The organism is Desulfovibrio sp., from assembly GCF_034006445.1.
Taxonomy (GTDB): Bacteria; Desulfobacterota; Desulfovibrionia; order Desulfovibrionales; family Desulfovibrionaceae; genus Desulfovibrio.
The window spans coordinates 107,538-127,755 of sequence record NZ_JAVESS010000004.1 but is presented as its reverse complement, the minus strand read 5'-3'; the positions used below and the strand labels follow the sequence as shown (position 1 = coordinate 127,755).

General features: G+C 61.9%; 21 protein-coding genes and 1 pseudogene. 5 read left to right on the top strand and 17 right to left on the bottom strand.

All coding sequences use genetic code 11. The features are described from left to right. Nucleotides 1-24: 24 nt before the first annotated feature. The 17 genes from RBR41_RS06725 to RBR41_RS06645 all read right to left on the bottom strand — a co-directional run bounded on the left by RBR41_RS06725 (nucleotide 25) and on the right by RBR41_RS06645 (nucleotide 15,550). Nucleotides 25-2,142, bottom strand: a complete 2,118-nt coding sequence (locus tag RBR41_RS06725) for a hypothetical protein (protein WP_320351817.1) — start codon at nucleotides 2,140-2,142, stop codon at nucleotides 25-27. A 12-nt stretch (nucleotides 2,143-2,154) separates the two neighbouring features. Then, entirely contained in the window at nucleotides 2,155-2,673 is a 519-nt protein-coding gene (locus RBR41_RS06720; protein WP_320351816.1) for a tail fiber assembly protein, read from the bottom strand. Nucleotides 2,674-2,682: 9 nt separating this feature from the next. Next, nucleotides 2,683-4,116 carry a hypothetical protein gene (locus RBR41_RS06715; RefSeq protein ID WP_320351815.1) on the bottom strand — a complete coding sequence of 478 codons (1,434 nt, stop codon included), beginning with the start codon at nucleotides 4,114-4,116 and terminating at the stop codon, nucleotides 2,683-2,685. A gap of 93 nt (nucleotides 4,117-4,209) precedes the next feature. Continuing rightward, nucleotides 4,210-4,800: a hypothetical protein gene (locus RBR41_RS06710; RefSeq protein WP_320351814.1), complete on the bottom strand. Its 591-nt coding sequence runs from the start codon at nucleotides 4,798-4,800 to the stop codon at nucleotides 4,210-4,212. A 256-nt stretch (nucleotides 4,801-5,056) separates the two neighbouring features. Continuing rightward, on the bottom strand, nucleotides 5,057-5,500 hold the full coding sequence (locus tag RBR41_RS06705; protein WP_320351813.1) for a hypothetical protein: 444 nt from the start codon (nucleotides 5,498-5,500) through the stop codon (nucleotides 5,057-5,059). Nucleotides 5,501-5,731: 231 nt separating this feature from the next. Next, complete coding sequence (locus tag RBR41_RS06700; RefSeq protein WP_320351812.1) at nucleotides 5,732-6,721, bottom strand: major capsid protein; 990 nt, start codon at nucleotides 6,719-6,721, stop codon at nucleotides 5,732-5,734. Between the two features lie 385 nt (nucleotides 6,722-7,106). After that, a complete protein-coding gene (locus tag RBR41_RS06695; protein ID WP_320351811.1) occupies nucleotides 7,107-7,832 on the bottom strand; it encodes a hypothetical protein in 726 nt (241 codons plus the stop codon). Next, the gene (locus tag RBR41_RS06690; RefSeq protein WP_320351810.1) at nucleotides 7,822-8,166 is read right to left on the bottom strand and encodes a hypothetical protein; all 345 of its coding nucleotides are present in this window, start codon (nucleotides 8,164-8,166) and stop codon (nucleotides 7,822-7,824) included. The genes RBR41_RS06695 and RBR41_RS06690 overlap by 11 nt, the downstream gene beginning before the upstream one ends. After that, a complete protein-coding gene (locus tag RBR41_RS06685) occupies nucleotides 8,166-10,049 on the bottom strand; it encodes a portal protein (RefSeq protein WP_320351809.1) in 1,884 nt (627 codons plus the stop codon). Before RBR41_RS06685 ends, RBR41_RS06690 begins: the two co-directional genes overlap by 1 nt. Before the next feature lie 2 nt (nucleotides 10,050-10,051). After that, the gene (locus RBR41_RS06680; protein ID WP_320351808.1) at nucleotides 10,052-11,047 is read right to left on the bottom strand and encodes an N-acetyltransferase; all 996 of its coding nucleotides are present in this window, start codon (nucleotides 11,045-11,047) and stop codon (nucleotides 10,052-10,054) included. Next, complete coding sequence (locus tag RBR41_RS06675; protein WP_320351807.1) at nucleotides 11,047-12,435, bottom strand: hypothetical protein; 1,389 nt, start codon at nucleotides 12,433-12,435, stop codon at nucleotides 11,047-11,049. Before RBR41_RS06675 ends, RBR41_RS06680 begins: the two co-directional genes overlap by 1 nt. Nucleotides 12,436-12,542: 107 nt before the next feature. Continuing rightward, nucleotides 12,543-12,827, bottom strand: a complete 285-nt coding sequence (locus tag RBR41_RS06670; RefSeq protein ID WP_320351806.1) for a hypothetical protein — start codon at nucleotides 12,825-12,827, stop codon at nucleotides 12,543-12,545. Further along, on the bottom strand, nucleotides 12,827-13,246 hold the full coding sequence (locus tag RBR41_RS06665) for a hypothetical protein (protein WP_320351805.1): 420 nt from the start codon (nucleotides 13,244-13,246) through the stop codon (nucleotides 12,827-12,829). Before RBR41_RS06665 ends, RBR41_RS06670 begins: the two co-directional genes overlap by 1 nt. A 66-nt stretch (nucleotides 13,247-13,312) precedes the next feature. Further along, nucleotides 13,313-13,624, bottom strand: coding sequence for a hypothetical protein (locus tag RBR41_RS06660; RefSeq protein WP_320351804.1), 312 nt, complete (start codon nucleotides 13,622-13,624; stop codon nucleotides 13,313-13,315). Next, nucleotides 13,624-14,307 (bottom strand): glycoside hydrolase family 108 protein, encoded by a 684-nt coding sequence (locus RBR41_RS06655; RefSeq protein ID WP_320351803.1) that lies wholly within the window; start codon nucleotides 14,305-14,307, stop codon nucleotides 13,624-13,626. The genes RBR41_RS06660 and RBR41_RS06655 overlap by 1 nt, the downstream gene beginning before the upstream one ends. 240 nt (nucleotides 14,308-14,547) lie before the next feature. Beyond that, nucleotides 14,548-15,198, bottom strand: coding sequence for a Mor transcription activator family protein (locus RBR41_RS06650; RefSeq protein ID WP_320351802.1), 651 nt, complete (start codon nucleotides 15,196-15,198; stop codon nucleotides 14,548-14,550). Further along, nucleotides 15,185-15,550: a hypothetical protein gene (locus RBR41_RS06645; protein WP_320351801.1), complete on the bottom strand. Its 366-nt coding sequence runs from the start codon at nucleotides 15,548-15,550 to the stop codon at nucleotides 15,185-15,187. The genes RBR41_RS06650 and RBR41_RS06645 overlap by 14 nt, the downstream gene beginning before the upstream one ends. Nucleotides 15,551-15,894: 344 nt before the next feature. On the opposite strand from RBR41_RS06645, the gene RBR41_RS06640 reads away from it, so the two are divergent. The 5 genes and pseudogenes from RBR41_RS06640 to RBR41_RS06620 form a co-directional block, all read left to right on the top strand. Beyond that, complete coding sequence (locus RBR41_RS06640; protein ID WP_320351865.1) at nucleotides 15,895-16,533, top strand: helix-turn-helix transcriptional regulator; 639 nt, start codon at nucleotides 15,895-15,897, stop codon at nucleotides 16,531-16,533. Nucleotides 16,534-17,511: 978 nt separating this feature from the next. Further along, complete coding sequence (locus tag RBR41_RS06635) at nucleotides 17,512-17,949, top strand: NirD/YgiW/YdeI family stress tolerance protein (protein ID WP_320351800.1); 438 nt, start codon at nucleotides 17,512-17,514, stop codon at nucleotides 17,947-17,949. A 651-nt stretch (nucleotides 17,950-18,600) separates the two neighbouring features. Then, nucleotides 18,601-18,972: a NirD/YgiW/YdeI family stress tolerance protein gene (locus tag RBR41_RS06630; protein WP_320351799.1), complete on the top strand. Its 372-nt coding sequence runs from the start codon at nucleotides 18,601-18,603 to the stop codon at nucleotides 18,970-18,972. 53 nt (nucleotides 18,973-19,025) lie between these two features. After that, nucleotides 19,026-19,430: a NirD/YgiW/YdeI family stress tolerance protein gene (locus RBR41_RS06625; protein WP_320351798.1), complete on the top strand. Its 405-nt coding sequence runs from the start codon at nucleotides 19,026-19,028 to the stop codon at nucleotides 19,428-19,430. 3 nt (nucleotides 19,431-19,433) lie between these two features. Then, nucleotides 19,434-20,120 (top strand): annotated as a pseudogene (locus RBR41_RS06620) (response regulator transcription factor); the annotation flags it as partial. Between the last annotated feature and the right edge of the window lie 98 nt (nucleotides 20,121-20,218).

The window sequence follows — 20,218 nt, the reverse complement described above, 5'->3', positions numbered from 1 at the left end:
AGCAGGGAAGGCGTGTCGGCTGCTTCAGGAAAAGCTCACTTCAAGCACGAGGGAAAGCAGGCGGAAGGGCAGGGGCCTGTCCTGAACCAGCCAGAGATTGTCTGAGGCAGCCCAGGTGCCGCCGGGGGCAAAGGACACGTCGCCGGAATAGGGCAGTACCGCCTGCCCCCAGTATTCCGGCAAAAAGGGCAGGTCATAGAGTTCCTGTCTGCCTGGGCCGTATTTGCCGCCAACGCTGCGGTACAGGCGGGCGGTACACGTGCCGTGGGCGCGCTGGCGGCCCAGCGTTGTGCCGGAAGAGGCTTCCAGTTCTATGGGCAGGGTGGCGAGGGTTGAAACATAGGGCAGCCCCGCCTGCACCACACTGGCCGCATAGGGTAGCTCTATGCTGCCCTGGCGCACCACGCAGCCTTCCACCGGGCTGCCGTTAGCCAGTATGGCCAGTTCGCACCCTTCAAGGTGATTGAGGCCGTTCAGGCTGGCTTCGGGCTGCTGCGGGCGCAGGGTCAGGCCGCAGTCCACAAAAAAGGCTTCTTCAATGGCTTCGTGATCCTGCCACTGCGGGGCGAGACGTTCGAGAAAGATGTGCTCCTGCCCGTTTATGCGGCGCTCCACCACCAGCATGATGGTATCGCCCTTATCGCCGGATATGGCAGCCACCGAAAGCACCCTTCCGGCGGTGACCTGCCGCGACCAGCCCCAGATGTCGTGCTCCTTCATATAGGTGAAGGCCAGCAGCAGGCCGTCGTCGCGCAGGCACCAGATGGTTGAGCCGGGCGTCTGCTGATAGGCCCACTGCAAAATGGTGTGGCCTTCAAAAAGGTGCGGGGCCATGATGGAAAGGTCGTTGCCCGCGTAGCCGTCTTTTTCAAGCGAATAGAAGAGGTCGCGCACGCGTGCGCCGTGGCGCTGCACGTGCAGGATGGAGTTGCCGATGATTATGGGCGCAAGGCCCGCGCTGCCCCAGTAGCTTTGGGCCGTAATGCTGATATTGCCCGGCGTGATGGCTGCGCCGTCGCCCCCGGTGGCCTTGTATTCGCTGCCCGAGGTGCCAAGCAGCAGATCGCCGAAGCTGGCGGCCCAGGTGACGGCATCTATGGCCCCGGAGGCTATGAGGTATTCCACCGGGTCATCATTCTGCAAGGGGCGGGATTTGCGAAAGTTCTCAAAATCTCCCACGCGCGACATATAGAATGCCTGCGGATTTTTGGGCGTGGCAGCCAGCACCATACGCTGCTGGTGAAAGGTCACCACGCCGGGGTAATTGCCGTCGGCAAAGGGGTTCCAGTCTTCCTTCGGGGTGTCGGAGGTATTGGCCTCATAGTTCTGGTCGCTGAAGCTGAGGTCGGTGGAAACGCCGATAAAGCCAAAGTAGCCTGCTTCTTCCCTGTAGATATTGTATTCCACAGCGTCCGTAACGGCGGGCCAGGATATGGACGCGCTGTTGCCCTGCACCCAGTCGGACGGATGGCGGCCCGTGGCGCATTGCCCGGCGGGCGAAGCAAGGGATTCGCGCCCGTTGGCGTCAACGGCCGACACCTTGTAGCGCAGAGTGTAGCTGCCCGCCGTGCCGGAAAATGTCACCGAGGGCGTGGACGGCGGCTTGAGGGACGTATTGAGCGCCACGGTCTCCAGATGCCAGGCGTATGCGGATTGCGCCTCAGTGGAACCTGAACTCCCGGCGTCTGAGCCAGAACCGGAACTGGAGCCAGAACTGGAGCCAGAACCGCTGTCCGCATCCCGACGTACTACCTTGTGCAGCGGGTGATTGCTGTGGGCGAGGTACACGATGTCCCCCACCTGGGCGTAGGAGATGTCCAGCAGTTCATCGGGGCTGTAAGGTGTCGTGATGGATGCAATGTCCTCAAGCCCCTGTTCGCTGGCGATGCGCAGGCTGTGGTCGCCCAGAACCAGCACGAAATTCTGGCTGGCCAGGGCGCTGAAGCTGAAAGGAATAAGCACGGCATACCCGTCAAGGTCAGCCACAAAGCGGGTGCCGGGGCGACGGGCCGCGTCGCCGTGCAGACCGGGGAGCATGTTTTCCATGCAGGATAGGCAGTTGCGATACCGCGCCAGATCATAGCGCGCTGAAAGGGTGGGCGCTATTTCGCCGCCGGTGAAGTTTTGCAGGGCTGTGCGCATGGCGTGCTCCGTTTACAGTTGCGGAATGGCGGGCCAGGGAGTTTCATCGCCGCCGCCGTCAAAAGGCGCGCCTTCCTGCGCGGGCAGATCGCGCAGCGCCTGACGGTATGTACGGATATTTCCAAGCTCTTCAGTGCTGATGGGGTAGTCTGCCAGCAGGTACTTGTCTGTGGCGGCAAGGCGGGCGTCACGCTCTGTGCGCAGGCGTATGGCTCTGGCGGCTGCGCTGTTATACTCGGCCAGACGCGCCGCTTCGGCTTCGGCTTCTTCGGTTGCCCGGGCGGCGGCCTCTTGGTCAATCCGCTCTTTTTCAGCCTGCCATAAGGCCACGTACGGGGCCACTTCGTCCTCGTAGGCTGTGGCGTCATCCGTGGAAAGCGGCCAGTTGTAGTCATCCTCCCACTCAATGTGCCCTTGCTGCCCGTCCCATTGCAGGGCGTGTAAATTTTGCGGAGCGGGAAAGTCAAAGACGAGGGGGGCTCCGTCTACGGAAATAAACGTATCCCCAGGAACTATTGTAACTGCAGTCATTGTGTTCTCCTATGCGACCTTCATCACAAAGTTTATTGCGCAGTAAGGCATATAGCTTGCCGTAGCCGAGCTTGTGGCGCTAAAAGAATGTGTGTGGCCCGTATTGCCGCCTTGTGCATCTGTTGTTGCGCCAGTTACGCCGTTGTTAATGTATACTGCATCACCCCAACTACCTATAGAATTTTGATTTTTTGTGCTTGTATAATAGTGCCCGTGGCTTGGCATCTGCGCCGTCGATATAGTGGTCGAGTCCACACTTCCGCTGACGGTGTGTGAATGACTGGCGCTTCCACCGAGCGTTCCGGCGCTATGAGAAGTGTCTACGCCCAAAAGCACTCGGCCTTGCAGGCCTGGCATACTTCCACTTTTTCCGTCACTACCGCCGTCGCACAGTATCCAGTCTTCTCGTGCTGATGTTTCACCGGGCATGATGGCCCGCCGCCCGTCGCTCCCCCCAAATTTCACGCCCCAGACAGGAATGGGGACATATGGCGGAAAAGCATCCCAGTATGAGACACTCAGCTTTCCTTCACCTGTGATGGTTGTACCTGTCCCCGGTTTGACAATGCCTGCCTTTTCGGGGGTCGCAACGTCTATGGGTGTGACAGAAATTGTCCCTTCTTCCGTCACGGCAATACCTTTGCCGATTTTAACAAAGCCAAGTTTATCAGCGTCCGCCGGGCCAACATCGGCCAGGCTTTGCGCCCGGTTGGCTTCCATTTGGGCGCGGTCGGCCTCCGATTGTGCTCTGTCTGCCTCGCTCGAGGCCTTGCCGATTTCTGCGGCAACGGCCTGCCGCGCATCATCCGCCGCTGCCCCGGCTGCCGCTTCTGCGGCGTTTGCCGCGCTCTGCGCCCTGTCGGCCTGCGCCGTTGCGGCAGTAACTGCGGTTGCTGTCGCTGCTGCAATGGCAGCCGAGGCTCCCGCAGCGCTGGCCGCTGCCTGAGCGGCGCTCTGTCCTGCCGCTGTCTTGGCGGCCTGAGCGGCACTGCCGGCGCTTTGCGCCTCATCACGGGCGGCATACAGGTCCAGCACCATATCCTGCGGCGATTTGTCGCTGGTGGCTGGCAAAATGACGGAGCGGCGCATCATCTCCAGAGTCTGCTGGCGTTCCGCCGCGGCCTGATCCAGAGCATCCTCAATGACCTGCGGGTCAAAACGGGAGGCGCTGACGAGGTTCACCTCCTGCGTAAAGGGCATGTTGCGGGTGACGGCCAGCTTCCAACCAGAGGGAAGGGGCGCGGCCTCATGCAGGTAGACAATTTCGCCGCCGGACGCGCCGATATCCGCTGTCCAGCCGGATGCCTCGGTGGTCGCCCCGTCAGGGGACGTGAGCGTGACCACAAGCTGTGAGGCGTCCCACACCTTGAAGCTGAAGGGAAAGCGCGTGGCCGCGTCATTACCTTCATAGACGGCCCGGCTGGGACTATAGGGCATGGTCATAAATATATCCTCGCTGTTATGTGTGCGGCCAGCCAGGCAGTTACCCAATGGATTGAGTTAACTGCCCTGGAGAAAGTTCACTTTGAAAATGCCCTAGCGGGTGGCAAGCCAGGAATCCTCCGCCGGTTTTTCGCTGCGCTCCGAGGCCGCTGCCTCGCGCGCCGGGGGAAGACTGGCGGCATAAAGCTGTTCCAGTTCTGCGGCCTTTTGGCCATTGCCCTTGAGCAGAGGCACGGCCACAAGGGCCGCCAGTTTGCGGGCCAGCATATGGGCGAAAAGATCGTCAAACAGACGGCTGTTGCGCACGTCTTCAGTGTACAAGAGCAGGGCGCGCGAAGCGTTTGTCAAAAGCAGGGAGCCGTCGCCAGCCGTATTCAGGGCAAGGCAGAAGGGCCTGTTTGAGATGCCTTCGTGGCGCACCGCATGTACCTTGAGGCAGTTTTCAGGCAGGGCGTAGGCAAAGCGGTATTCCGGCGCGTAGCCCTGCGGCAGGGCCTGCAAGGCCAGCCATGCCCTGCGCTGGGCGAAACTCCAGGGAAAATCGCGCAATACCTGACGCCGGGCCGAATCCCAATACAAACGGCATTGCAGGACTTCGGGCGTGCTTTCGCGCTCGGATGCCACGCTGCGCGCGCCCAGAAAACCGAGAGCGCGGTTCCAGATGTCTATCTGACTGATGGTCATAGCGCCTCCTGTGGGGTGAGGAATGGAAAAAGCCTCCGGCGGCCAGGCCAGCCGGAGGCGTGGAATGTTGTGGAATGTTATTGTTACCGTGAGATGCCTTGTGGGGGAGGGACCCTTTTGGAAAAGGGTCGCCTCCCCCACGCCCCCACCCCCTAAAACTTTTAGTGTGTTTTTGCGTTAGATGAGAGCATGTTCTTGTTGAAGTGGGGGGAGATAGAAGCAGCGCCTCCAAGGCATCATGCGATCTTTGAGGGGACTAGCCAGCCATGAGCGCCTTTTCGTATGGCAAATCTTCCTCGCGCAGCAGAGCGGCGAAGATACTGCCCTGAGTGACGCTCTTGCCGCTCACGGGAGTGAGCGTGAACGTCAGGCGCAGCCAGCCCTTGCGCACACCCTGCGGCAAAAAGCGCTGATAGGGGCGTGCTCCGGCGGCCAGGGCCGGGTTTTCCGACGAATGGGGCACGCTGACCGTGGCTCCGGCCACGCTTGTCCAGGGGCCGCTGGCGGTATCGGCCTCTTCAAGCCCGATGGTCAGGGACTGCACCTCCTCGGGCTTGAAGCCCTGCGTAACGGACAGGCGCAAGGGCATGGGCTCCATACGGCCCGGCAGCTTGAGAGCGTTGAGGGCCACGGCGGGGCCAGTGCCGCTGGCAGTGAGGGGGCCTTCAAACAGAATGGAATTGCGGTCAATAATAGCCATGGTGGCTCCTTGTTTGATTAATGCGTGGCGGTTGCAGCGTGGCGGTTGCAGCGTGGTACTTGCCCGTGGTGATTGCAGTGTGGCGATTGTCCGTGCTGATTGATGCGTGCTGATTGATGCGTGCTGATTGCAGCGTGCGGATGGGCAGAGGCTTCAGCCGCCGTGTCCGCAACCATGTGTCATACGGGATACTTCGTTAGTGCGGGGTTTCCTTCATCGGTACAAGATTGGCTACACGATGCTTTCGCTGGCCAGCACGGCATCGCACTGACGCACGGGGCGGCCGTGCAGCACGGGAACAGCCTTGGAGTCAAAGAATTCGCCGTACTGCAGCTGCACGTTGCCCGCATCGGAATTTTGCAGTTCCAGCGCCGTGAGCACATCGGAATTGGCGTACCACACGGCTTTCTGGCGCAGGTGCTGGGGCATGCGGTTTTTGGCCTCGATGGTCAGCTTTTGCAGATCCACAAAACCGCTCTGGCCTTTGCGCTTGCCAAGGGTGCTCAGGGGCAGGTTGGCCACGCGCACCACGGCGCGCCAGTCGCGCACGGCCAGGCCGCAGCGCCAGTTGTACTTGTCGCCCACCACCTGATACTTGCGGCCGTCGGGGTCCTGGGCCATGTAGGTATTGAGGTCTTCGTGCGAAAGGCCGCCGGTGCTGCCCTTGGGGTAGATGCCGTGTACGGCCTGCGCGCCCCAGGAAATGAGCCAGAGCGAGGTGCAGCCGCCCTCGTCGCGGCCGCCTGCGTCCAGCACGTTTTTGGCGTCCTGCGCGGGATAGCGCATGGACAGGCCGTTGAATTCATCGGGGTTGAGGTTGCTGTTGCCGTAAAAAAGCGTGGCGGCCACTTTCTGGCGCATGGCCTCGGCAAAGGACACGCCCTCGCTCATGCGGAAGGCCTTGTCGCGGCTGCCGTAGAGGCGCAGCTCTTCCACGTCCAGTTCCATGATGGCCTCAAGAATGCCGCAGCCCTCCTTGACCTGCCCCCACTGGGACTTGGAGGGCGGCGTGCCCTGATAGAGCCTGCGCCAGTAGACTTCGGGCAGACCCGTGCGGATGCGCGTGAGATGCCCGTCGCTCTGGTTGGATTCCATCCAGAGTACGTCGTCCATGATGTCATTGGTCTTGTTCATCAGTTCGATGATCTGACCGGCCTTGTCGCCACGGTAAAACTGTTCCATTTCCGCCAGAGAAACCACAAGACCTGCAGAGTTGGACATGATTGCCTCGTATGTAGAAAGGTGAATGGACACTTGAGGAAACGCTGATTTATTCCGTTTGGCGGACTTGCTTCGCTTTTTTTGAAACAGTCGAGGACGGAAGAGTCCACTCCTGCTTGAAAAAAGATCACGTCTTGCCAAACGAAATACCAGCGCGTTTCCAGAAGGCTCTTTAATCAGGGCTTCCTTAAGAAGGTAAGCCGCGTACAGGAAACAGTTGTGGAGCGTCTGCTGAAACCGTGAGTGTGCAGTAAAAAGATTTCTGCCCGGAGCAGGATTTGGATGTTGTTTGCCCGTCCAGTGGCCGAACCGCCCATGGCGGGCTGATGGTGGGGCGGGGAAATTCCGTGTACAGCAGCAGTGGGTTCAGGCGGGGCAGGCCGGACTACTTGCGTGAACTCCAGCCAGCGTACATGCGCTCCTCAAGCGGCGGCATGCCGCCGCCCGGCTCGCCGCGCACCAGGCTGTCTTCCATAAGCGCGTCAGCTACCCTGTTGAAAAAGCGCAGAACTTCCGGGTGGTTGCCGTAGCCACTTTCTTCAAGCAGCTTGCCGATATGCCTGCCCTGGTCAAAGCGATCCAGAGCCAGCTGGGCGCGGGCCACATTGGCGGCCATATGAACGCCGCCAAGCTGCGGGTCCTGCGCCACTTCTTCGCGCCACTGGCTGACCTGCTTTTGCCACTGCTCGTGCCGGGCGGCCTCCTGCTGGCGCATGTGCTGCTCTATCTGGCGGTTAAGCAGTTCCTGCCCTGTGGCGTCATTGCTGTTCTGGGCCGAATTCTGGCCTGCATTATGGTCCGGGTTCTGGCCGGAATTGGGGCCGGAACTGGTACTGGAATTCTGCTTGTCGGCCGCGCCTGCCGCGCTCGGCGAGATGCCAGCGGGCGAGGATCCGGCGGGCATGGCCCCCGCAGCGGCTCCATTGCCGTTGCCGGGCATTCCACTTCGACCACCAGAGCCGCGCTGGCCGCCGTATCCGTCAATGTTTGCCGTCCCGCCGGGATTGCCTGATGCGCCAAGCCAGGTGTTTGCCCCTGTGACGACGTTTGCCGATGCAGCGCCGTGGGCGCTGTCCTGTGCGGGTGCGGAGGTAAAAGCGTCATACGTCATGTTCGTCCTCTCTGTTCTCAAGCAGTTTCGGCAAGTTGCCGGGGTCGGAGCGTTGCACAAGGTGCAGCAGGGTCATGCCCACATAGCGGCGGCCCTCGACAAAGGCCAGACGCGTGGCATCGTTTGCGCCCGATGCGCCGCAGTCCCCATTGGCAAGGTTCTGGGCGCTGAAGCACTGGCACTGGTGGACAAGCCAGCGCAGAAACAGCCGCCCCTGCCGCTGGGCCATGAGGCTGTTGGCGGCGTCGCGCAACTGGCGCTCGGCCTCCTCCATCCGCTGGCGGGCTTGCCCTTCCTGCCTGTGCGCCTGTTCGTACGGGGCAAAGATGTCCATCAGGGCTTCTCCTGCGGCGTGTCACGCCGGGCTTTTTCCATACTGTGCGCGGTCGGGGGCGGGTTTGCTGCCGCCTGACCGCCAATTGCGCCAATCCCGCCAGCTTGCGCCTGGGCCGCACGCCCCAGCAGGTTCACAATGCCGTCAAGTACCGTACCCTGCCTGCCCTGCGGGTCTGTGAGCGGGCTTTGGGCAAGCTGCTTCACAAGGTCTGCCCCCTGCTTCAGGGTGTCGGTCAGGGCAGCGGCGCGCAGGGCTTCGGCTCTGGCGGCGCGCAACTGCTCACGTTCCTCAAGGGAGCGGGTGAGGCTCACGGGCAGGCCGAGGCTGTCGGCGTAATTGTCAAGCAGGTGATCCACGTTGAGGGTGTCCAGAGCCTCGGGCCAGGCCGAAGAAGCCCTGAGGGTCAGGGCCAGATACTGATCCGCCGCGCTGACGCCCACCAGCTTTTGCGCCTGCGCCAGCAGGGAGACGAATTCCACCTTGAGGCGTCGTCCGGCCAGTTCGGGCGGGCAGGGGGGCAGCATGTCCAGCTCGCGCATGCATTCAAACGTTCTGTCCATAAGCGGGATAAAGAGTTCGTCGTGCAGGCGTTCCAGCACCGGGCCGATGAGAACCAGTTTTTCCTCCTCGCGGGCGGCGATTTCGCTGGCGGTCACGCCGCTGCGGCCCTCCAGAATGAGTTTGAAAAGGTCGTTGTAGAGCCCTGATCTGATCTGGTTTTGCACGGATTCCATGGCCCGGCGGGCTGTGGACAGGTCGGGGTTGACCTGCAGCAGGGGCGTCGCCGCCTGCGGGCTCTGGCCCGGGGCGCTGTCCACATAGTTGATGCCGCCGGGGGTCAGATCCAGCCCCACGGAGCGCAAGCCCGCCGACACGCTCATGGGCGGGTCCACAGCCTTGTGGATGGCCTTGAGCGTGGTGATGCCCATTTGCTGCAGCATGCGGCAGTCGGGCAGGGCATCCATGGCGGGCGAGCGCCCGTAAACGTCATTGCCCGCCACATCCCAGCGCGGGCCGAAACCGGGAAAATGCCTGAAACCCGATTCACGCAGGGGATGTTCGCCGCCGTCGCGTCCCTCAAGCCAGTAGACCGAAGCCACGGGCATGTGCATGGCCGCGAGCATGCCGGGCTGACAGTCCACACGCGGATACACGGCCTGAATGACGCTGCGCCGCTCGTCCGCGTTGCGGCTGGCCGCCTCGCGCAGGGATTCGGGCAGGGCGGAAAGGCCGAAGGTCTGCACGATCTGGCGCAGGGTCATGTTTGAGCGGCGAAAAACCGTGTCCACCTTGCGGGCTGCGTCGCAGTCCAGCACATATTCTCCGGCGCAGAGCGGCATAAAGCGGAAGCCCTGCGTGGGGTCGGCCAGTTCAAAGGTAAAGGCCGTGCCAAAGGTCGCCAGTTCCGCATACAGCGTGTGCATGGCATTGTAGAAGTTGCAGCGGTGGAAAACGGCGCGCATGCGCGTGGCCACCTCGTCCAGCCACGCCTGACCGGGGCGGCTGCGGGCCAGATCCGCATCGTCCAGCCCCAGGCGGAACCAGGGCCGGGCCGGGCTGGTCAGGCCGCCCTGAAGTCCGGCGGCCAGCGTACGCATGGCCAGAATGCCCGTGGCGTCCACAAGGCCGCTGTTGAGCATGGGGCCTTCCTGATCCTCCTGCCCCTGTTGCCGCAATCGGCAGCGCGTGGGCAGAAAGTGGTCGGCCAGGCTCTGCCATGCCGTGTCCCAGGGGGAACGACGGCGCAAAAGGGCCTGATACCTGCGGGCCAGGGCTGGCACGTCCGCACGCACCAGCGGATAATCCCGCTCGCCGTCCGCGTTTTCAGCGACGGCCCCGGACGGCGGCGGCAGTGTCGTACTGTAAGATGACCGCAACACGGCTATTGCCCCAACAGCGTTTTTTGCGTGGCGTCTGCCCGGTTGAGCGGGCTTGTGTACACCGAGGCGTTGATGCCGGCGGCCTTGCTGGCCTTGTCCTTTTGCGCCTGACGGGCGGCGGTGGCCGCCTCTGTGACAGGCTTTTGCACCTCCTGTTTGGGAACGGGGGTAACTTCAGGAACACTGGGGGAACTGTAGCCTCCGCCAAAACCCATAACGGCCTCCTTGGCTGTTGTACGTTCTGCAAGATCGCGCGGCGTGCAGAGCACCAGCACGCCGTCCACATGACATTGTTTACGGGCGTGCCAGCAGGCTTGCGGCAGACGGCCCATGACGCGGAAACCGCAGGCTTCGGCCAGCCGCCATGCGTGACGGTTGGGCGCGGGGCACAATCCGGCGATGGCGGCACAGTCCAGATGGGCGAATGCCCAGGTGAGGCCGCCGTGCGCCATGCGCACGGCCAGCCGTGCGGCAGTGCGGAATGTGGTAAAGTCAAATTCCCACACCTTGCCCCGGCGGGGCGTGAACAGGGCGCAGCCCAGCATGGACGCCGTGTCGGGGGCCGGGCTGGCCGTCGGGCCGTCGCCGGGTTGCGCCGCAGGCCCGCTTTTGCCTGGAGCAATTTCACTAGCGATGCTGTCGCCATCCGTAAGGCTTCTTCGTCGCCTAACGGCTGCCGCTTGAAGTTGCTCTGCTGACGCGAAGGCGGCAGCCGCCACAACGTGGCGTGGATTCTGGCGAAAACCACGTTTTTCGCCAGAATGATGCGTTGAAACAGGGACTGTTTCAAAAGCAAAATGCTCTAGGGATTCGCCTCCTTCAGCAGCGTGGCAGCAGAGCAGCAGCCCCCGCCGGGGAGAGGTGATGCGCCGCCAGTCCGCCAGTGTGGGCGCGGCAAGCGCGCTCATGGCGCAGGTGAGCAGTCCTTCGGCCTGCATGCGTAAAAAAATGGCGTCCCGCTGGGCCTGGCTGACGCTTGGCGCGTAGGTAAAAAGCATCAGGAGCCTCCAAAGACATCGTAATGGGTTTTGGCGCGGCGCTGGCCGCCATGCGCGTCCTGTGGCGGACGAAATCCCGTGGCAGCGTAGCGCAGGGCGTCCGCCGCGTGGCTCGTCCAGTCGTGCAGGGGGCCGGAACCCGCCGTCTGCTGCCCTGGCCGCCATTGCCGCCTGTATGCCCGCAGGGCCTTGACGCCCCCGGCGCAAAATGTGGCGTCAAACCAGCAGCGCGGCAGGCGGCGGCGCACGGCGTCAATACCGTCGGCCAGGCTCAGGGACGGAGCCAGGGTAAAGCGTATGCCAAGCTGGGCCGCGCTTTCCCATCGGCTTTGGCCTGTGCCCAGTTCGCGCACGCGGATATCGTGCGGGGCCAGATGCGTGCCGTAGGTAAAGCCCCGGCCCACCATGCCGGACTGGCCGTCCAGTGACGGCTGACCGGCCGGGCGTGCTTTTTGGGCCAGCACGCCCGCGTAGTGGGCAAGGCCTTCGCCCGATGCTTCGTAGTAGTCCACAAAGCGCCACTGGCCCGAAGGCTCCACCTGAAAAAACCAGATGGCCGTGGCGTCATCCATGCCGAGGTCCCAGGCCGTGTGTACGGGCAGTTCCGGCGCGAAGGGCAGCGGGATGATGCGGCCCTCGCGGTCGGCGGCGTCCATCAGGGGCGCGTAGTAGGCCCCGCGCACGGCGGCGGCAAAGGAGCATTCAAATTCCTGCATGTATTCGGCTTCGTCCATGCTGCGCCGCGCGGCCGCCAGTTCTGCCTGGGGCAAATAGCCTGTCAGCGAGGCCGGGAACCGGAAGCGCGACCACAGCCCTTCCGTGTCGGCCCCGGCCTGCTGCCAGACATCGTAAAGCAGGTTGTCCGTGCCCTGCGGCGTGCCGCAGAACAGCGCCCGGCCCAGACGGTCTGCCAGCATGGGCCGGAAAATCTGCGTCCAGACCTGACGCGGCATGTCGGCTGGTTCGTCCAGCACAAGATCATCCAGATACAAACCGCGCAGGGCCGGGGCGTTCTCGGTGCCGAGCAAGCGTATGCGGCCCCCTGTGGGCAAAACGCAGACGAGCTCGCTTTCCAGAAAGCGCGAACCGGGTATGGCTCCGGCAAAGCGCTTGCAGTAATCCCAGGCCACGGCCTTGGCCTGCCCCTGAAAGGGCGCGGCATAGGCCGCCCGCCAGTCTTCACGGCCTGAGACAAGAGCCTGCCGGATGAGATCATTGACCGCCGCCACTGTTTTGCCGAAGCGCCTGTGGCAGAGCAGTACGCAGAAGCGCTTGCGCTCCTCGTGAAACTGCCACTGCAGGGGGCGCGGACTGTAGGGAATGACGTGCGGCATGAGCGTTGCAGCCTCCTGTGTGGTCTGGATCAGACTGGCGTTCAAAGGGTTCACGTTTCAATCCGGGCCTGCCCGTAGAGGGGCCGCCTGCCGGGGGGGCCGCCTGCGGGGAGTCGCCTGTTAGAAGGCAGCCTGCCGGGGGCCGCCTGCGGAGCCGCCTGTCAGGAAGCCGCGCTGGCTTCAGGCGCACTGCCCTTGCCGGACGATGAACTGGGCGGGCCGCCCCACACCACCACGACCTTGGGCGGCGCATCGGGCGCGTCCTCTTCGCGCAATGAGCGCAAAATGGCGTGCAGTTCCTTTATTTCCTTGACGATATCAATGCTTTTTCCGGCAATTTCAGCCTCGCCCAGTGTGCGCGTGAGCAGATCCAGGCGTTGCTCCAGACTGTCCAGCAGGCGCGAGCTTTTCCGCGTTTTTCTGGCGCGGGGGCTTGCGGCGGGCATCAGTGGTTTTCTCCGTCCGCGCCATTGACGGACTTGCGCGCAAAAACGTTTTGCCGGACGGGCGGAATGAGGTGCAGGCGATCCTCCTGCCGTTCCAGACTGTGTTCCAGCCGTTCCAGAAGGCGATCCAGACCGGAAATGCGAACGTTCAGGGCCTGTATCTCGCCGCGCAGGGTTGAAAGTTCGTTGTGCAGGCCAGCCAGATCGGTATTGTCCGGCGTGAGGCGCAGGGTTTCTTCCAGAGCGCTGATGCGGCGACAGGCGGCGGCCTCGCGCCGGGCGTCGCGCTGCAGGTGCAGCAGATAATCGTCCTGCCGCACAAAGGCGCGGCGCAGGCTCCAGAGCGCCCAGGCAAAAAGCCCCTGGACGCCAAGCACCAGCAGGGATGCGCCGGATGAGGAAAAAATGTCCATGCTCATGATGATCTCCAATGTGCTGCGTTTGCGTGTGCGGCGGCCTTATGGGCAGCGCCGCGCCGCCCGCTGTCAGAATCCCAACCCCAGCATGCCCAGAAGCAGGGCCATGACCTGATCCAGGGCCGAGGGCGGCAGTTTGTCGCCCCATTTGGCGAAAAACAGCGGCACTATGACCAGCCGCCCCACGACCTCCCAACAGAACAGCAGGGCCAGCACCCAGCCGAGAAAGGAGCGCCACAGGCGCATGCGGCTGGCTGGCGCGCCAGAAACCTCAGCCTCGTTGATACGGCTCTGGGCCTCGTTCTGCCGGTTGCGGTCGGGCACAATCCTGTCCGCCAGACCCGTGAGGCCGCCAAGAAGTTTGCCAAGCAACATCCACATCAGCCTTCCTCCCTCTCAAGTTCAGCCAGATACTGGTTCAAGGCTTTGACCCGGTTGCGCCAGCCAGTCAGAAAGACCTGCATGGAGGGCCGCCGCGCGGCGAGGTCCCGGTAAAACATGTCGCGCAGGCGCAGTACCTGACGGGCCGCGAACCAGTGTTTGCCGCCCTGTTCCAGCGCCTCGGCCAGTTGGCCCGTGGCTGGCCCCATGACGCCGTCCTCGGCAATGGCAACATAATGATCCAGTTCAGCTTCCCCCACGGTGTTCATGGCCCGCTGCATCTGGCGCACGGCCCGCGCCGGGCCCATGTTCACGGCCCCGTCATACAGGGTCACGGCCAGGGGCAGAGGAAGTCCGCCGCAGCCGAGCTTGTCCCAGAAATGTTTTTTGAACAGGGCGGCGGCCTGCGCCTTGGTGCAGGCGCGGATGTCGTCGCCGTCCACATCCCCGTCCATGTCCATATCAAGGCTGGCATAGCCGCACCGTGGAGTGCGCGCGTCGGAGCAGCCGTCACAGCTGCGGGTCTGACGCAGGCAGTCCTCGCGGGCTTGCCGGGCAAGATCCTGAACCCAGCGCAGCGAAACGCCGTACTTGGTCAGGCCGCCGGGATCAGCAGGATGGTCGGAAAGGCCGCCTTCCCATCGGGCGGTGAATTCGTGGGCTTTTTGAAAAAATGCGGTCATGGCATGTCTCCCGGTCATGATGGCTGTGAGCGTTGCGCCTCCAGCAGCGGCGGCGTGGGTACAACATGCCAAAAAGGCGGCTCTGCGTAAGACTGAACGGGTTCAGCACCGCTATTTCCCCGTATGGCGCGGGTCGGAACTGTTCAGACCCCCCTTTCAGGTCAAAAATGAAAATGAAAAAGCCCGCGATTTCGCGGGCTTATAAATATTTTTACCTGTGTAGTTTGTCTTTTTTGTTATTTATTGCAGGTGGTTATCCTGATTTTCCTTTTGCGGGCCCATTTCCTTGAACTCGTGGAGCAAATGGCCTTGCGCCGGAGCGGAGGCCACTTTTTTAAGGATCTTCCAGACCTGGCGATCGGACAGCCCGTGCCGCCGGGCCAGGCTGGCCACGGCAGCGGTGCTGCTTTTGCCCTGCGCGGTATGACGGGAAAAAGTATCAATGATCTCCTGCTGGCGCAGCTTTGTGAGCACGGAAGAACAGCGCGGCACGTACAGCGGGGTTCCGCCAAAGGCTGCCACCAGTTTGGCCGCGCAGCGTTTTCCCAAGCGGCGGCACAGGGGGTGATGGCGCTCGGCGGGTATGACGGCGGGCACACGGATGGTCTGCCCGCCATAGGTGTCGAGCAGCCGCCAGAGGTCGTCAAGCCGGCCCAGTTCCCGTCCGCCCAGGGCGTGCCAGATTTGCCGCATGTTTTCGGGCAGATGCTCCAGCAGCTGCTGCCAGCGTTTTTTCTGATCCGCCTTTTGCAGGGCCTGCCCCCACGACCGCCGCCCGCCAGAGGCCGTTGGCCGCTGCGTTTGGTCATGGGGCGCGGGCGCGGCGCTGGCAGTTCGGGCTGCGGAATGCACGCGGGCAGGGGCAGTGCCGGATGCGCTACTGGCGTACATGATGCGCCTCTTGAACCCGCCGCGCGGTTCCGTCCGTGACCGGTCTGAACGAACTGTCCACCATGTGCGAACTGTCCGGCCTGCGCGAACTATTATCCTGCCTGTACGAAGTATCCGCCAGGCACGAAGTATCCGTAACGGGCGGGTATGCGGCCAGCCGCGATGTGTCGGGCGTGGGCGGGCCTGAGGGCAAGTGCGGCGGGCAGAGCGCCGCATCGTCCATGCAGCGGGCAAGCAGGCGCAGGTGGTCGCCCAGCAGGCGCAGCACAGGCTTTTGGGAGGGGAGGGCGTTGTTTTGCAAAATATCCAGCACAGCGCTTATGGTTTCGATGTTGTTATTAAGTTCTGACATGCTATGCTCCCTGAAATGAATATGGAGTGTAGTGCGTATGGGAAGATTTATAATTTTTTGTTTTAACGATCAAGTGAAAAGTTTTTAAATAAAAGAAAAGATTTATTATACTGTTATGTATGAATTATTTTGATATAATAAACCCAATTTCAAGGCAAAAATCCTAGTCATTCGCTGCGTGTTTGCGCAACTTTAAAAGAAAAACTTGTAAATGTGAGAAAAAGTGGCTATGGTCGGGGCGGGTGAATAAAACCTTTCAAGACTTTTTAAAGAAAAGTTTTAAACCGGTATCTTTTGCCAATGGAATCGCCATGAAAACAGCAGCAGGAGTGAGTTTGTCCAGAATGTTCGCACAGCGTTTGCGCCAGCGGCGCGAGGCCCTTGGCCTGCACAAGCAGGATATGGCCAACAAGGTGGGGGTAAGCCTGACCACCATCCAGCAATACGAAAAAGGACAGATGCCCAAGGGCGAGTTTGCGGTGCGCCTGGCCGAGGCGCTGGACTGTTCCCTTGACTGGCTGCTGGCTGGCAAGGAGGCCGTTGACGACGGCGGCACTGGCGAGGCCAGACTGGTCATGGTTCCCATGGTGGAGGCCAGGCTTTCCGCTGGTACGGGCAGCTTTGAAACGGGCGGGGAGGTGCTGCGGCACTATGCCTTTCGCTGGGATTTTCTCCACCGCAAGGGCAATCCTTCGCAGATGGTTCTTTTGCGCGTTTCAGGCGACAGCATGCAGCCGCAGATCATGCATAATGACGTTGTGCTCATAGATCAGGGGCAGCGTGATCCCGTGCCGGGCCGCATCTATGCGGTGGGCGTGGAAGACATGGTGTACCTCAAGGTGGTCAACGCCATGCCGGGCAGGCTCATTCTGACGAGCTTCAATCCCGACTACGCGCCCATTGAGGCGGATACCGGCGAGCAGTTGGCGGATCTTGTGCGCGTTATAGGGCGCGCCGTGTGGGTGGGGCGGGAACTGGACTGAACGACACTGGCCTGAGCGGCACTGGCCTGGACGGAGGGGACGCGACAGCCCGGCGGGCCTTTTGGGGCCATGTCTTTTGCGGCCATGTCTTTTGCGTTCTGACCATTTATGGCATGCCCATACGCAAAAAGCCGCATAGCGGCCTTGGTACAGTATGCTGCGTAGTGGTGGTGCGCTGGCATGATGCCGTCCCGGCCTTTGGGCCAGAGCATTTTTCCTTTAAAATTGCCCTGGCCACAGTGCGGGCAGTTGTCAGCAGTGAAGGCCTCTGTGCCGCTTCGGGCACCAGCTGCGCGAAGACAGCGCCGTTATTTATGTGCGCGGTTACGCGCCGGGGCAAGCGTGGCGTAAACTTTGAGAATATGTATTCACAAAAGTAATCTGCTCTAGTTTTTGAGGGGCGGACGCGGGTTCGCCACTGGCGCGGGGGTAGCGTCCACGTCATTGGCGCTGGCCAGGTTGCGGTTCCACGCCCGGATGGCTGCCCCCTGCGAGACGGACCATTGCTGGGAGGTCTGTCCACATGAGCAAACCACTCGCCAGACTTCCTGCCGCCGTCCTGGCGGCAACATGGATTCCAGAAAAACATTAGTGCCGCCGCAAACCAAGCAAGGGCGAATCGTGTGTGGGTCAAGCTCTTTCATGCCCGGCAGCATAGCAGCTTTGGAACGTGCCCACAAGAAGTACGTGACGGCAGTTCGCCAAAAGCCCTTGACGGGCGCATGTCTTCCCAGGGAAGCACTGATTACAGAGCCTCCTGGAAACGCGCTGGTATTTCCTTTGGCAAGGCGCGATCTTTTTTCAAGCAGGAGTGGACTCTTGTGTCCCCGACTGTTTCAAAAAAAAGTGAAGCAGCGCCGCCAAACGGAATAAATCAGCGTTCCCCTAACGCTTTGCTGACGCCCCGTGGCGCAGGTTGTATCCGCGTGGCGCGTCATGCGCCCCAGCAACATGATAAACAAAATTTCTGGAGGATTTATGCGTTATCTTCTCGTTCTGATTATGGCTGCCGCCATTGCTCTGCCTGTTCAGGCGGCCAATGCCGCTGGAAACACCGCCTCCGTGGGCGATTCCCAGGACGTTGCGGCCCCGGCGCCCCGCAAGGCCAAGGCCTCGCACGATAAAAAGCAGGCCGTGGCAAAGCTGCAGGAAGTGGATTCCGTTTCCAAGGCCCTGACGGCTCCCAACAAGAGCCCGGCCTTGATCGTGGGCACCATTGTGGAAAAGGTCGACGGTCAAAAGAACCACTATATTGTTGAGGACGGCACCGGACGCATGACGGCTGCCATCGGCCCCAAGGTTCTCATGGGTAAGAATCTGGCCCCCGGCACGAAGGTTCGCCTCAAGGGCAGAATCAAGGTTGCCGCCGACAAGGCTCCTGTCATGGGCGTCAGGGCCGTGCACATTATCAAGTAAATTTTTTTCTGTCCCGTGGCGGACGGGAAGCCTCATGCCCTGCGGTCCGCTTTATGCCGCAGGGCCTGCAAATTCCGGCTTGGCATCGCGTGGTCTGTTTTTGATGGCTTTTGAGCTGTCCCACATGAAAAGCCGCGCAATTGTCTTGCGCTAAACCGCAAAAAAATCCACGCTGAAAATCATGTGGCCATATGCCGCAAGCAGGCATACGGCCACGATCAGGTTACAGGGGGCACGGCACGGTATGGCCCAGGCCCAGGCCCAGACCCAGACCAAGGTGCAGGTGCAGGCCAGGGTCAGGCATACGGCCCCTGGGCAAGCGCCAGCGGTGCGCCTGCAAGGCGGCCCATAACTCTGCGCCGACCCTGCCCCTGCGAAGGCCCTGGCCTCTACGGAAGCCCCATGTGCTGATCCTCGGCCTGGCTTCGCAAACGGTTTGCCAATGGCTCCGTACCTCAGTGGGCACAGACCGGGCAGGCCAGGACAAATCAGGCAGGCCAGGCAGGCCCAGGCAGGCCCAGGCAGGCCCAGGCAGGCCGGGCGCCGGGTCGCGCTCCTTCACAGCTTCGAAAAACAAGGATAACAGCTACCGCAAGAAGGCTTCAGAGCCACAAGCCGAAAAGCGTAAGCACAACATATAGGATTAATGCCATGCGTATAGCACTGTTATTGATATTGCTCCTTTTGTCCGTACCGGCCCACGCGGCTTTTCAAGGCCCCGGCGCTGGCGGCTTCAAGGGCCCCACGGTGGGCGTTGAAATCTCCTCAGTCAAGCAGGCGCTGGAAGGCACTGATGATGCCCCGGTGCTGCTTACCGGCACCATTGTGGGCCGCAAGGCAGGCAGTGATGACAAATATATCTTCAGGGACGCCACGGGTGAACTGACCGTGGATATTGACAAAGAGGTCTTTGCTGGCCGCACCGTTACCCCTGAAAATACCGTGAAACTCTCCGGAAAGGTGGACAAGGACCTGCTTGAACCCGCCAAGATTGACGTCAAGGTTCTGGAGATTCTGAACTGATTATGCTGCGCGGCCGGGTGTGCATCTGGCCGCGCGCTGTATGGAGACTGCGTATGCGAGTGTTGGCAGTGCTGTTGGCCCTGGTCATTGGTTTCGCCGGGGAGGCTTTTTCTGGCGGAACCGCGTGGGCTGCGGGCTTTGAAGGCCCTGGCGTGGCGGCCACCGTTACCCGCGCCGCGGATGTGCTGGGCGCGCAGGACGATGCGCCCTGCGTGCTGGAAGGGCATATTGTTGAAAAGCTGCCCCGCCGCAAAAACCGCTATCTCTTTGAGGACCACAGCGGCAAGGTCATTGTGGAAATCAAGAATGACGTGTTCGGGCATCTAACGGTGACGCCGCGCGACAAGGTGCGCCTGCTCGGTCATATTGACTGGAACCGCAAGCGTACCAATGAGGTTCAGGTGGAAGCCCTGGCAATCACCGGCACTGTGGACGCGCACGACTCGCCGGGGCGGTGACCCATGTCGTGCGCTCTTTTGCTTGTGGAAGATAATGAGGACATCCTCGCCAATCTTTACGCTTTTTTTGAGCCCATGGGCTATGTTCTGGACTGTGCCCGCAACGGCAAGGCTGGCCTTCAGATGGCCCTTGAGCACGATTTTGACTGCATAGTGCTGGATGTCATGCTGCCGGGGCTGGACGGCGTGAGTCTGTGCCGCCGCCTGCGGCAGGAGCACAAATGCGCCACGCCCGTCATCATGCTCACGGCGCGGGATGCCGTGGCCGACAGGGTGACGGGGCTTGAGGCCGGGGCTGACGACTATCTGGTCAAGCCTTTTGCCTTCAGGGAACTGGAGGCGCGCATCCGGGCCTTGCTGCGGCGGGGCCGCCTGCAGAGCGCCACGGGAATGGACAGGGGCGGGCTGTGGACCTGCGCCGATCTCACGCTGAACGCAGAGGAACATTGGGCCGCGCGTCAGGGGCGGCGGCTGCGTCTGAGTCCTACGGGATTCCGTATTTTGAAGGAACTGCTGCGCGTGGCGCCGGGGCTTGTGCGCCGTCAGCATCTGGAGCAGGTGCTGTGGGGCGACGAGCCGCCGGAGGGCAGCGCGCTGCGCACCCATATTCATGAGTTGCGCCGCGAGCTGGACAAGCCTTTTGGACTGCCCCTGCTGCACACGGTGCCGCACGTGGGCTACCGCCTGAGTCCCGACCCCGCCGAAGGCGGCGCGCCCGATATTGCGCCCGATGTTGCGGCTGATGTAGCGCCCGATGTTGCGGCAGACGCTGCGGCAGACACTGCGGC